This is a genomic window from Pseudonocardia thermophila (assembly GCF_900142365.1).
Classification (GTDB): Bacteria; Actinomycetota; Actinomycetes; order Mycobacteriales; family Pseudonocardiaceae; genus Pseudonocardia; species Pseudonocardia thermophila.
In genome coordinates, this window is record NZ_FRAP01000005.1 from 115,905 (window position 1) to 128,832 (window position 12,928).

11 protein-coding genes are annotated in these 12,928 nt (G+C 72.9%); 5 read left to right on the top strand and 6 right to left on the bottom strand.

From position 1 onward, the window contains the following. Nucleotides 1-20 precede the first annotated feature (20 nt). The gene (locus tag BUE41_RS08355) at nt 21-863 is read right to left on the bottom strand and encodes a TatD family hydrolase (RefSeq protein ID WP_143172042.1); all 843 of its coding nucleotides are present in this window, start codon (nt 861-863) and stop codon (nt 21-23) included. Continuing rightward, on the bottom strand, nt 860-2,650 hold the full coding sequence (gene metG, locus BUE41_RS08360) for a methionine--tRNA ligase (protein WP_073456429.1): 1,791 nt from the start codon (nt 2,648-2,650) through the stop codon (nt 860-862). Before metG ends, BUE41_RS08355 begins: the two co-directional genes overlap by 4 nt. 234 nt (nt 2,651-2,884) lie before the next feature. On the opposite strand from metG, the gene BUE41_RS08365 reads away from it, so the two are divergent. From BUE41_RS08365 to BUE41_RS08385, 4 genes are all read left to right on the top strand, one after another. Further along, complete coding sequence (locus tag BUE41_RS08365; RefSeq protein ID WP_084754593.1) at nt 2,885-4,273, top strand: WS/DGAT/MGAT family O-acyltransferase; 1,389 nt, start codon at nt 2,885-2,887, stop codon at nt 4,271-4,273. 55 nt (nt 4,274-4,328) lie between these two features. Continuing rightward, complete coding sequence (locus BUE41_RS08370) at nt 4,329-5,534, top strand: sensor histidine kinase (RefSeq protein WP_073456431.1); 1,206 nt, start codon at nt 4,329-4,331, stop codon at nt 5,532-5,534. Beyond that, a complete protein-coding gene (locus BUE41_RS08375; protein WP_073456432.1) occupies nt 5,531-6,184 on the top strand; it encodes a response regulator transcription factor in 654 nt (217 codons plus the stop codon). Before BUE41_RS08370 ends, BUE41_RS08375 begins: the two co-directional genes overlap by 4 nt. Before the next feature lie 627 nt (nt 6,185-6,811). After that, nucleotides 6,812-7,597, top strand: coding sequence for a sulfite exporter TauE/SafE family protein (locus BUE41_RS08385; protein WP_200803815.1), 786 nt, complete (start codon nt 6,812-6,814; stop codon nt 7,595-7,597). Nucleotides 7,598-7,910: 313 nt separating this feature from the next. On the opposite strand, the gene BUE41_RS08390 is transcribed toward BUE41_RS08385, so the two are convergent. Genes BUE41_RS08390 through thiD form a run of 4 tightly spaced genes read right to left on the bottom strand, consistent with a single transcriptional unit; the run spans nt 7,911 to nt 12,429 of the window. Continuing rightward, on the bottom strand, nt 7,911-8,732 hold the full coding sequence (locus BUE41_RS08390) for an FAD binding domain-containing protein (protein WP_073456434.1): 822 nt from the start codon (nt 8,730-8,732) through the stop codon (nt 7,911-7,913). Beyond that, on the bottom strand, nt 8,729-9,289 hold the full coding sequence (locus BUE41_RS08395; protein ID WP_073456435.1) for a (2Fe-2S)-binding protein: 561 nt from the start codon (nt 9,287-9,289) through the stop codon (nt 8,729-8,731). The genes BUE41_RS08390 and BUE41_RS08395 overlap by 4 nt, the downstream gene beginning before the upstream one ends. After that, nucleotides 9,286-11,544 carry a xanthine dehydrogenase family protein molybdopterin-binding subunit gene (locus tag BUE41_RS08400; RefSeq protein WP_073456436.1) on the bottom strand — a complete coding sequence of 753 codons (2,259 nt, stop codon included), beginning with the start codon at nt 11,542-11,544 and terminating at the stop codon, nt 9,286-9,288. The genes BUE41_RS08395 and BUE41_RS08400 overlap by 4 nt, the downstream gene beginning before the upstream one ends. A gap of 24 nt (nt 11,545-11,568) precedes the next feature. Beyond that, nucleotides 11,569-12,429, bottom strand: a complete 861-nt coding sequence (gene thiD, locus BUE41_RS08405) for a bifunctional hydroxymethylpyrimidine kinase/phosphomethylpyrimidine kinase (protein ID WP_073456437.1) — start codon at nt 12,427-12,429, stop codon at nt 11,569-11,571. 54 nt (nt 12,430-12,483) lie between these two features. On the opposite strand from thiD, the gene BUE41_RS08410 reads away from it, so the two are divergent. Further along, a complete protein-coding gene (locus BUE41_RS08410) occupies nt 12,484-12,924 on the top strand; it encodes a nitroreductase family deazaflavin-dependent oxidoreductase (protein ID WP_073456438.1) in 441 nt (146 codons plus the stop codon). The last annotated feature ends 4 nt before the right edge of the window (nt 12,925-12,928 follow it).

A 12,928-nucleotide genomic window follows, 5' to 3' on the forward strand; every position in this document is an offset into this window, starting at 1 on the left:
GGGCCGAACGCGCCACTGATTCATACGTCCGTGACGCTCTGCGCCGAGAAGCCGAAGACCCTCTGGGCTGTTCGGTTGACGGCATCCGCGATGCGCTCTTCGGTGGTTCCGCGCAGCTCGGCGAGCGCCCGGACCGTCCACGGCAGGCAGTAGGGCTCGTTGCCCTTGCCGCGGTGCGGATGCGGGGTGAGGAACGGGGCGTCGGTCTCGACGAGCAGCTGGTCGTCGGGCACCAGCACCGCAGCCTCCTGCAGCGCCTCGGCGTTGCGGAAGGTCACCGGACCGGCGAACGACAGCACGTAACCGGCGTCGACGCAGGTGCGAGCCATGGCGGCGTCGCCGGAGAAGCAGTGGAAGACCACCGTCTCCGGGGCGCCCTCCTCGTCCAGGATGCGCAGGACGTCGTCGTGCGCGTCCCGGTCGTGGATCATGAGCGGCTTGCCGAGCCGCTTCGCCAGCGCGATGTGCCGGCGGAACGAGTCCTGCTGATCGGCGGGCGGCGCGTAGTCCCAGTAGTAGTCCAGACCGGTCTCGCCGATCGCGACGACCCGCGGATCAGCCGCCAGCCGCGCGATCTCCTCGTGCTCGGCCTCGCCGATCCCGGCAGTGCGGGTCGGATGCAGCGCGACCGCCGCGACCACCCGCTCGTCCCAGTGGGCCGCCTGCACCACCCAGCGGGCCGAGGGGAGATCGTCGGCCACGGTGACCGCACCGACGATCCCCACCGCGGCCGCGCGGTCCATCGCCGCACGCACCCCCTCGGCGTCGGTGGCGCCGGTGGCGTCGAGGTGGGTGTGCGCGTCGATCGTCGGAGCGGTCAGCGGCTCGGGTGGCGGAGGCGGGGCGCCGCGGCCGTGGCTCACCGCTGGATCGGGGCCCACTCCGGGCCCGTCTCCGCCAGCTCCGGCTGCAGCTTCGCGATGATCGGGGTCGGCTTCCGCAGCGGCCTGCCGACCTCGATCGGGGTGGACTCCCAGCGCGCGGCCTCGGCCGAGTAGTCCCCGGTCAGCACCGGGTAGGCCGGGCCGTCGCCGAGGTCGTCGACCTCCTTGATCTCCGGCTGCGCCGCCCAGACCCCGGTGCCGCCCAACGCCTCGTGCACCTTCTGCGCCGCGTGCGGTAGGAACGGGGTGAGCAGCGTGTTCGCGTCCTGCACGACCTGCAGGGCGGTGTGCAGGATCGTGTCGCGGCGGTCGGGGTCGTCCTTGCGCTTCCACGGCTCCTGCTCGGACAGGTACCGGTTCGCCGAGGTCACGACCCGCATCGCCTCGGTGACGGCCTGCTTGAACCGGCTGCGGGCGAGCAGATCGCCGACCGTCGTGAACGCGGCCTTCGACGTCTCCAGGAGGGCGACGTCGGCCTCGGTCGGCGCGGTCGGCTTCGGGATCGCGCCGACGTTCTTGTGCGCCATCGAGATCGCCCGGTTGACCAGGTTGCCCCACTCGTTGGCGAGCTCGAAGTTCGTCCGGCGGACGAACTCCTCCCAGGTGAAGTCGGTGTCCTGGTTCTCCGGGCCGGCCACCGCGATGAAGTAGCGCAGCGCGTCCGGACCGAACTCGCGCAGGAAGTCGCCGACGTAGATGACGGTGCCGCGGCTGGTGGAGAACTTCGAGCCGCTCATCGTCAGGTACTCCGACGACACGATCTCGCTGGGCAGGTTGAGCGTGCCGAACGCCCCCGGCTCGCCGCCGTGGTCGCCCTGACCGTTCTGCCCGAGCAGCAGGGCGGGCCAGATCACCGAGTGGAAGACGATGTTGTCCTTGCCCATGAAGTAGAAGCTCTGGGCGTCCGGATCGCACCACCACTGCTTCCACGCGTCCGGGTCCGGCCCGCGGCGGGCCCACTCCACCGACGCCGACAGGTAGCCGATCACCGCGTCGAACCACACGTAGAGCCGCTTCATCGGCTGATCGCGCCATCCGTCGAGCGGGACCGGCACGCCCCAGTCGAGGTCGCGGGTGATCGCCCGCGGCTTGAGGTCTTCGACCAGGTTGGCGGCGAACTTGAGCACGTTCGGGCGCCAATCGGTGCGCGTCTGCAGCCACGCGCCGAGCGACTCGGCGAACGCCGGCAGGTCGAGGAAGAAGTGCTCGGTCTCGACGAACTTCGGCGTCTCCCCGTTGATCCGCGACTTCGGGTTGATCAGGTCGGCCGGATCGAGCTGGTTGCCGCAGTTGTCGCACTGGTCCCCGCGCGCCTGCGGGTAGTCGCAGATCGGGCAGGTGCCCTCGATGTAGCGGTCGGGCAGCGTGCGGCCGGTCGACGGGCTGATCGCGCCCATCTGGGTGCGCGGCACCACGTACCCGTTCTTGTGCAGCGCGAGGAACATCTGCTGCGTGACCTCGTAGTGGTTCGAGGTCGTGGTGCGGGTGAACAGGTCGTAGTTCAGCCCGAGGCCCTGGAGGTCCTCGACGATCACGCGGTTGTACTTGTCCGCGAGCTCACGCGCCGTGAGCCCCTCGGCCTCGGCCTGGACCTGGATCGGCGTGCCGTGCTCGTCGGTGCCGCTGACCATCAGCACCTGGTCCCCGATCATTCGGCGGTACCGGGAGAAGACGTCGGAGGGCACACCGAAGCCGGAGACGTGGCCGATGTGCCTCGGTCCGTTGGCGTAGGGCCACGCCACCGCGGTCAGCACGCGCGAACTCATGTGACCAGCCTAGAGAGGTCCGGCCACCCGGATTCGAGCGGTGCCGGTCAGGTGCGGGCCTCGCCGCCGACCCAGGACAGGACCACCTCGTCGCGCTCGGCCTGACCGTGGCGGCGGTGCACATCGAGCGGCGCGTGAAGCGCGTCGCGCATGAGGACCCGCATGCAGGTCAGCGCATCGGCAGGTGAGCGGCCCCGGTCCTAAGCTGACGATCCGCTGTCGAGGAGGACCTCCATGCCCCTGATGCTGCCGGCCGACTCGATGTTCCTCATCGGTGAGTCGCGGGAGCACCCGCTGCACGTGGGCGGGCTGCAGCTGTTCCGCAAACCGCCCGGGGCGGGCCCCGACTACGTGGGCGAGCTGTTCCGCGAGCTGCTCACCCACACCGACGTGCGGCCGCTGCTGCGCCGCCGCCCGGCCGACCCGGTGAGCATCGCCGGGCAGCTGTGGTGGACCGACGACCGCGACATCGATCTCGAGTACCACGTGCGGCTGTCCGCGCTGCCCCGGCCGGGCAAGGTGCGCCAGCTGCTCGAGCTGGTCTCGCGGCTGCACGGCACGCTGCTCGACCGGCACCGGCCGCTGTGGGAGTTCACCCTCATCGACGGGCTGGAGGGCGACCGGTTCGCCACCTACACGAAGGTGCACCACGCGATCGTCGACGGCGTGGCGGCGATGGCGCTGCTCGCCGAGATGATGTCGCCGGACCCGGACGTGCGCGGCATCCCGCCGGTGTGGGCGGACCGGCCGGAGCGCCGCTCGACCGGCGGCCGGTCGAAGGGGGTCGCCGAGCTGCTCGCCACCGCGGTGAAGGCGCTGCCGGACACGGCGCGCGACGTCGCCGGCGTGGCCGGCGCGGCGGCCACGCTGTTCGGGCGGGCGATCCAGCAGGACACGGCCGGGCTGCCGTTCCGGGCCCCGCGGACCATGCTGAACGTGCCGATCACCGGTGGGCGCCGGTTCGCCGCCGACTCGTGGCCGATCGAGCGGCTGCGCGCGGTCGGCGACGCCGTCGGCGCCACGATCAACGACGTCGTGCTCGCGATGTGCTCCGGGGCGCTGCGCCGCTACCTGGCCGAGCACCAGCAACTGCCGGACCGCTCGCTCGTCGCGGCGGTGCCGGTGTCGGTGCGCGCCGAGGGGACCGGCACCCGCGGCGGCAACTCCATCGGGATGGTGCTCTGCCCGCTCGCGTCGGACCTCACCGATCCGGTCGCCCGGCTGGTGTCGATCAACCGGACGATGACCGAGACCAAGGAACAGCTCGCCGGGCTCTCCCCCGTCCAGGTGCAGATGCTCGCCGCGACCCAGGCGATCGTGCCGCTGCTGGTGAACATGACGCCCGGCTCGAACCACCTCGTCGCACCGACGTTCAACCTGTTCATCTCGAACGTGCCCGGCCCGCGGGAGCGGCTGTACTGGAACGGTGCCGAGCTGCTCGGCACCTACCCGGTGTCGATCCCGTTCGAGAACCAAGCGCTCAACATCACCGTCACCAGCTACGCGGGCTCGATGGAGTTCGGGCTCGTCGGGTGCCGGCGCAGCGTGCCGCGCCTGCAGCGGCTGCTCGGGCACCTCGAGGACAGCCTCGCGGAGCTGGAGAAGGAAGTCCTGGTCGACTGACCGCGTACGACCTTCGATCGACGCGCCGGTCGGTCCGGCGTGCTGCAATGGCCGCGTGCGCACCAGTGGGCTGACGGGCCGGCCGTGGCTCGACGAGCTGCTGCGCGGCGCCGCGTTCGCCGTGCTCGGGCTGCTGCTGTGGTGGGCGGCGCCGGAGGTCGCGGTGAAGTGGCGGCCCGACACGACGGATCTACCGCCCGTCGGCACGGCGGCCACGATCGTCGCCGCGGCCGCGGGCGTGGTGCTGCGGCGACGGCATCCGATGCTCGGGCTCGCCGTGACCGTCGGGGCACTGGCGGTCGGGATCCTCGGTACCGGGCACACTCCGCTCGGCGTGCTGCTGTGCTTCTGCGACGCGCTGTACCACGCGGTGCGGCTGGGCTCCCCGCGGGCGTCGTGGACGGTGGCCGGCCTGGCCGCTGCGGTGGCGGGGGTGACGTCGCTGGTCAGCCTGGTCAACGCCGGGGGCAGGGCCGCGCTGGTCACGTTCCTCAACCTGGTGCTGCTCCTGGCGGTGCCGGTGTTCTGGGCGCTCGAGGTGCGCCGGCACGCCGAGACCGCCGAGGCCGAGCGGGAGCGCGCCGAGCAGGCGCGGCGGCTCGCCGAGCTGGACCGGGCGGCAGCCGTCGGGGCGGAGCGCGCCCGCATGGCGCGGGACCTGCACGACGTCATCGCCGGGAAGCTGTCGGCGATCGCGATCCAGTCCGAGGCGGTGCTGTCCGTGCCCGATCCCGATCCCCCGATCCTGCGGAAGGTGCTGACGTCCGTGCGTGAGGAGAGCGTCGCCGCGCTGACGGAGATGCGCGCGATGATCGGGCTGCTGCGCGCCGACGGCTCCGGCGACGCCGATCCGCGCACCGCCCCGGCCGGGCTGGACCGGCTCGACGACCTCCTCGCGACGGCACGGTCGACCGGGCTCACCGTCACCGTCGAGGACCGGCGGGACGGTGGTGAGCTGCCGGCTGCGGTCGATCTCGCCGCGTACCGGATCGTGCAGGAGGCGCTGACCAACGCGGCCAAGCACGCCCCTGGCAGCGCCGTGTCCGTCACGCTGGCGCGGACCGAGGGCGGGCTCGTCGTCGAGGTGGCGAACCCGCTGGTCGCGGACGCCCCGCCGGGTGGGGGCACCGGCACCGGGCTGCTCGGGCTGCGCGAACGCGCCGCCGCCGTCGGCGGGACCGTCGAGGCGGGTCCCGAGGGCGATCGCTGGCGGCTGCGGGCCGAGCTGCCGGTCGCGACGAAGGTGGGGAGCCGGTCGTGACGATCCGAGTCCTCGTCGCCGATGACCAGGCCGCCATCCGGGCGGGTCTGGCGATGATCCTCGACGCGGCCCCGGACATCGAGGTCGTCGCGCAGGCGGGCGACGGGCTGTCCGCGGTCGCGCTGGCCGCGGAGCACAAACCCGACGTCGTGCTCATGGACATCCGCATGCCCGGCATCGACGGCATCGAGGCGACCCGCCGCGTCGTCGCCGCGGGCGACTGCGACGTGCTGGTGTTGACGACGTTCGATCTCGACGACTACGTCGACGGCGCGCTCGCGGCGGGCGCGGCCGGGTTCCTGCTGAAGTCCGTCGACGCACCGGCGCTGCTCGATGCGGTGCGGGCGGTCGCGCGCGGGGACGGGGTGCTCGCGCCCGAGGTGACCCGCCGCGTGATCGCGCGGGTGGCGCAGCAGCCGGTGCGCCGGCCCGAGCTGCCCGCCGGATTGAGCGAGTTGACCCCGCGCGAGCGCGACGTGCTCGCCTGCCTGGGCCGCGGGATGTCCAACGCCGAGATCGCCGCCGAGCTGGTGATCACCGAGGCCACGACGAAGACGCACGTCTCCCGGGTGCTGGCGAAGCTCGGGCTGCGGTCGCGGGTGCAGGCGGCGATCGTGGCGCAGGACGCGGGGCTCGCACCGGACCGATGAGCGTGCGGCTCCGCGGAGGTCGGCACCGTCATGAGCTACGCACCCGGGAACGGCCTCGACGTCCTGCGTGGAACGCGGCACCGGTGAGCCGCTGGTGCTGCTGCGCGGCGGGCTGCTGACGATCGAGCTTGACGTTCGGGCCCGTGCTCGCCGCGCTGGCCGAGGACCGCCGTGTCATCGGGATCGAGCTGCAGGGGCACAGCGGCACCGCGGACGTCGATCGCGACGAGTTCACCATCGCCGATCTCGGCTCGGACGTCGTCGGTGTGCTCCTCGGGTCGGCGCAGGTGGACGTGGTCGGCTTCAGCCTCGGCGTCGCCGACCCCGGACCGGTTCGAGGAGACCTCCCGCAAGGTCCAGCGGGCGCTGTTCCCCGTGCCCGGCTGGACCGCCGATCAGCTGCGCGCGATCACGACGCCCGCGCTGCTCGTGTTCGGCGACCGCGACGTCGTCCCGCAGCACGCCTCGAGGTGCCCGAGCTGATCCCGGACTCGCAGCTCGCGGTCCTGCCCGATCACGTGCACCAGCAGGTGCCGCGATGGCCGTTGATCACGCCGGTCGTGCGGCGGTTCCTCGCGGGGCTGATCGATCTCACAGCCCGTCGGGCGCGGCGGTGTGGTGCAGTGGGTGACCGACCGAGGAGGGGCCCTGACCGCACTGGAGCAACTCGCCGTCGTGCTCGCCGGGTTCGGCGCCGGCATCCTGACCTCCAGCGTCGGGATCGCCTCGCTGCTGAGCTTCCCGGTGCTGCTCGCGGTCGGGATCCCGCCCGTCGTCGCGAACGTGTCGAACACGCTCGGGCTGATCCTGGGCGGCGTCGGCGGGGTGGTCGGCTACCGGGAGGAACTGCGCGAGGAACCGGCGCTGACCCGGCGGATCGTCATCCTGACCGGGATCGCGGGAGCGGTCGGGGCCGCGCTGCTGCTCGCGCTGCCGGAGTCGGTGTTCGTCGCGATCGTGCCCTGGTTGATCCTCGGCACCTGCGTCCTGGTGGGGGTGCAGCCGCGGCTGTCGCGGTGGCTCGCCGAGCGTCGGGGGGGCGGGCAGCGGACGACCTTGACCCCCACGACGACCGTGTTCGTGTTCCTCACGGGTGTGTACGGCGGGTACTTCGGCGCCGGGGCGGGCGTGCTCATGGTCGCGACGCTGGCGCTGGGCCTCGACGTCGCGTTCCGCATCGTCTCGGCGATCCGCACGACCTCGGTGCTGGCCGCCAACGCGGTCGCCGGCCTGATCTTCCTCGCGGTGGCCGAGGTCGACTGGCTCGCCGCCGCCCTCCTCGCCGTCGGCTCGATCGGGGGCGGTTACGTCGGGGCGCGGGTGGCCCGGCGCATGCCCGCCACCCTGCTGCGGATCCTCATCGTCGTCGCCGGGGTGGTGGCGGCGGTGCTGCTCTGGACGGACACGGTCTGACCCCGCGCGAGTTGCCCCGACCGAGCGCGCGAGTTGCCCCGAGCAACCCGGCGCGTTGTCCAGACCAGGGCGGCGAGTGGCCCCGCTCGAGGCGGCGAGTCGCGGGTTCCAGGCCGGCGAGCCGCGGATTCCCCACGGCGAATCGGGCTTTCCAGGACGGCCCGCCTCGCCCGACCTGGTCCGGCGAACTCACCGACCAGCCCGGGGCAACTCGCCGGGCCGGTCGGGGCAACTCGCCGCACCGAACGGCGAACTCGCCGGACGACCTGCTGGACTCGCCGTCCCGGAGATCCGCGACTACCGGCGCGCGAGCTCAGCCCGCGGCACCTGCCGCCGTCGTCAGGGCCCGCTTCGTGAGCACCCGGGCGAGGTGCCGGCGGTACTCGGCCGTGGCGGGGACGTCGGAGACCGGGTCGGTCGCCTGGTCCGCCAGCGCCGCCGCCTCCTCGATCGACGCCCCGTCGGCCAGCGCCGCCTCGGCGGCCGAGGCCCGCAGCGGCGTGGGGCCCATGTTGGCCAGCCCGATCCGCCCGTCCACGACGGCGACGGCGACGATCGCCCAGTCGTTGGCGCGCCGCACGAATTTCTCGTACGCCCACCCGGCGCCGCCGGTGCGCGGCACCCGGACCTCGACGATCACCTCGTCGGGATCGCGGACGGTCGAGAAGACGCCCGTGTAGAACCCGGTGATCGGCACCGTCCGCTGACCCCGCGGCGAGCGCAGCACGATCGTCCCGCCGAGCGCGAGCACGGCGGCCGGGAGGTCGGACGCCGGGTCGCCGTGGGCGAGCGAGCCGCCGATGGTGCCGCGGTGGCGCACCTGCGGGTCGCCGACGGTGTGCGCGGCGGCCGGCAGCAGCGGGCACTCCTTCGCCAAGAGCTCCGACGCCTCGAGCGCCCGGTGCTTGGTGCCCGCGCCGATCGCGATCTCGTCACCCTCGACGCGGATGTAGGACAGCTCGGACAGCCGCCCGATGTCGATCAGCACCTCGGGTGCGGCGAGCCGCAGCTTCATCACCGGCAGCAGGGAGTGGCCCCCGGCGAGGAGCGTGGCCTCCTCCCCGTGCTCGACGAGCAGCGAGATCGCCTCGTCGACGCTGGTCGCGCGCACGTACTCGAAGCCGACGGGGATCATTCCGCGCCTCCCGTGGAGAAGCCGGGAGCCGCCGCGACGCCGCCCGCCGGGGACCGCTCGACGCCCGGCCGCAGTGACGTGCCGGTGACCTCGTCGGGGTCCTGCCCGCTCGCGGCGATCACCGCCCGGACGATGTTGTGGTAGCCGGTGCAGCGGCAGAGGTTGCCCTCCAGCCCGTCCCGCACCTCGCGCTCGGTGGGCTTGGGGTTCTCCGACAGCAGTCCGACGGCGGCCATGACCATGCCGGGGGTGCAGAACCCGCACTGCAGCCCGTGCTCGGCGCGGAACGCCGCCGCGACCGGGTGCAGGTCGTCCGGCCCGGACGACAGCCCCTCCAGCGTGGTCACCGAGGATCCGTCGGCCTGGGCGGCGAGCACGGTGCACGACTTCACCGACTCGCCGTCGAGCAGCACCGTGCACGCCCCGCAGGACGTGGTGTCGCAGCCGATGTTGGTGGCCTTCAGCCCCAGCACGTCGCGCAGGTAGTGGACGAGCAGCAGCCGCGGTTCGACGTCGGCCGTCGTCTCCTGCCCGTTGACCGTGATCGCGACCTTCACGCGTCCCCCTTCGCGGCCTGGATGGCCTCCCACACGCGCAGCGGCGCGAGCGGCATGTCGATGTGTCGGATCCCGAGGTGGGAGAGCGCGTCGATCACCGCGCTCTGCACCGCGGGCGTGGCGCCGATCGTGCCGGCCTCACCGATCCCCTTGACGCCCAGCGGGTTCAGCGGCGTGGGGGTCGCCATGTCGACGAGGGTGAAGCTGGGCAGCTCGGCCGCCGACGGGAAGGCGTAGTCGGCGAACGTGGCTGTGATCGGGTTGCCCTCGTCGTCGTAGCGCACCTCCTCCAGCAGCGCCTGCGCGATGCCCTGGGCGATGCCGCCGTGCCGCTGGCCGTCGGCGAGCAGCGGGTTCAGCACGGGCCCGGCGTCGTCGACGGTGACGATCCGGTCGACGACCGCGCGCCCGGTCTCCAGGTCGACCTCGACGACGGCGACGTGCGCGCCGAACGGGAACGTCGGCGCCCCGCTGTCGAACTTGGTCTGCACCTTCAGCGGTTCCTTCTCCGCCAGCGCCGCCAGGGTGATCGACGTGGTGGTGCCGCGGACGTTGACCGCCCCTTCGGCCACCTCCAGGTCCTCGACGGAGGCCTCCAGCACCTCGGCGGCGCGCTGCTTGGCCAGCTCGACGAGCTCCCCGGCGGCCTGGTAGACGGCGACGCCACCGGTCTGCAGGCTGCGCGAGCCCATGGTGCCGGCACCGCGCGGGATCAGGTCGGTGTCGCCGTGCTTGACGGTGATCTTCTCGACGGGGACGCCGAGGTGCTCGCTCGCCAGCATGGCCCACGCGGTGGCGTGCCCCTGCCCGTGCGGCGACGTGCCGGTCAGGACCGTGACCGTGCCGTCGGGGTGCACCTCGATCGAGGCGTTCTCGGCGAACGCGCCCCCGCCGGTGATCTCCACGTAGGCGGAGACGCCGATGCCCAGCGCGACGGTGTCGCCGCGCTCGCGCCGCCGGGCCTGCTCGGCGCGCAGCCCGGCGTAGTCGGCGGCCTCCAGCGCCTTGTCGATCGCCTTCGCGTACTCGCCGGAGTCGTAGGTGGCGCCGCCCTTGGTCGTGAACGGGAACTTGTCCGGCGCGATGACGTTGCGCTTGCGCACCTCGGCCGGGTCCATGCCGATCTCGGCGGCGAACAGGTCCATGGCCCGCTCGATCGCCGCCGTCGCCTCCGGCCGGCCGGCGCCGCGGTAGGCGCCGATCGACGTCGTCGTGGTGACGACCGTGCGGGCGCGCGACTCGACCTTCGGGATGTCGTAGACGCCGGGCGCCATCTGCCGGGTGAAGTACGGCAGGAACATCCCCAGGCGCGGGTACGCACCGGCGTCGGCGAGGACGTCGAGCCGGTACGCCAGGACGTCGCCGTTGCGGTTGCCGCCGATCGTGATCGTCTGGATCTGCGCGCGGCCCTGCAGCATCCCGGTCATGTTCTCCGACCGGGTCTCGCTCCACCGCACGGCGCGGCCGGTGATCCTGGCCAGCTGCGCGACCAGCGCGAACTCCGGGTCGGCGCCGATCTTGGCGCCGAAGCCGCCGCCGACGTCCGGGGTGATCAGGTGGACGACGTCGCGCTCGACGCCGAGCCAGCCGGCCACCGCGTCGCGCGCGCTCTGCGCGTTCTGCGTGGACGCCCAGAGGGTGACCCGCCCGTCGTCGCCCCACACGGCCGCCGCGGCCCGGGTCTCCAGCGGCGCCGCGGCCACGCGCTGGTTCACCAGCTTCTGCGTGACCACGACCTCGCAGTCGTCGAACAGGTGCTCGTCGAACTCCTTGTCGAGACCGAATCCGCCGACGACGTTGGTGCCCAGGTCCTCGAACAGCAGGACCTCGCCCTTCAGCGCCTCCTCGGGATCGACGACCGCGGGCAGCGGGTCGTAGTCGATCTCCACGAGGTCGGCGGCGTCCTGGCCCTGGTACAGCTCCTCGGTGAGCACGGCGACCACCGGCTCACCGACGAAGCGCACCTTGTCGGTGGCCAGGAACGGGCGCGCGGTCTCCTTCGGCGCACCGCCCTGCAGGACGACGGGTTCGAGACCGATCTCGGCGCCGGTCACGACGGCCACCACGCCCGGTGCCTCGCGTGCGGCGGACACGTCGATCGACGTGATCCGCGCGTGCGCGACCGGGGACCGGACGAGGGTCAGGTGCAGTGCTCCGGCCAGCCGTTCGTCGACGAGGTCGTCGGTGTACACCGCTCCGCGCGTCAGGAACAGCGGGTCCTCGACCCGCTGCACGCGGGTACCCAAGATGCTCATCAACCCGGAGCGTAATCCCGCCGATCAGATCGCGCCGTCCCCGCCCCACCATCGGCGCACCGCCCACAGCGGGGACACCGGGCCGTGGCCGCGCCCGAGGTCGTACGAACGGCGCACCGACTCCGTGACGAACCGCTTGGCGGCGCCCACGGCCTCGGGGACGGGCAGCCCGCGGGCCAGACCAGCGGCGATCGCCGAGGCCATGGTGTCGCCGCCGCCGTGGGTGTTGCCGGTGACGATCCGCGGCCCGGGGAACTCGGTGAACGTGGTGCCGTCGAAGAGCAGGTCGACGCACTCGTCGACGTCCTCCTCGAGGTGCCCGCCCTTGACCAGCACCCACCGCGGGCCCATCGCGTGCAGCGCCTTCGCCGCGGCGTACTGGGCATCGCGGTCGTGCACGTCGATCCCGGTGAGCAGGCGGACTTCGGGCAGGTTCGGGGTGAGCACGGTGGCGCGCGGGAACAGCAGGGTGCGGAACGCGTCGAGCGCGTCGTCGGCGAGCAGCTGCTCCCCGCTCATCGACGCCGCCACCGGGTCGACGACGAACGGGGTCCGGCGCTCCGCCCCGATCCCGACCCGGTCGCACACCTCGGCGACCGCGGTGATGATGCCCGCGCTGGCGAGCATGCCGGTCTTGACCGCGTTCAGCCCGATGTCGGTGGCCACGACCTCGATCTGCGCGGCGACGGTCTCCGGCGGCAGCACGTGCACGCCGGTGACGGCCACTGAGTTCTGCACGGTCACCGCCGTGACCGCGACGCAGCCGTGCACGCCGCACGCCGCCAGGGCGCGCAGGTCTGCCGCGACGCCCGCCCCGCCGCCGGAGTCGGTGCCGGCGATCGTCATCACGCGTGGCGGCGTCTCGCCCACCGCCCGTTCAGCCATGCGCGCGACGGTAGCCCGGGAACAACCCGGCGCGCGCGCACGGTTGTAGCGATCATGCCGTTGACCGGAGAGTACGACCAGGGCACGCACGCCCCGTGGGCGCAGGAGCAGATCGAGAAGATCCTGGCCACCGGCACCACCGAGGGGCTGCACGTGAAGGACCGGCCGATCGTGCTGGTCACCTACCGCGGACGCAAGAGCGGCAAGCTGCGCCGGCTGCCGCTGATGCGCGTGGAGCACGACGGCGTCTACGCCGCCGTCGCCTCGAAGGGCGGGGCGCCCGAACACCCCGGCTGGTACTCGAGCCTGCGTGACGAACCGCTCGTGATGCTGCAGGACGGCACGGTGACCAAGGACTACCGTGCGCGCGAGGTGTCGGGCGCCGAGCGCGACCTGTGGTGGGAGCGGGCGGTGGCCGCATACCCGGACTACGCCGAGTACCAGAAGAAGACCTATCGGAAGATCCCGGTCTTCGTCCTGGAACCCGTGGACTGACGCG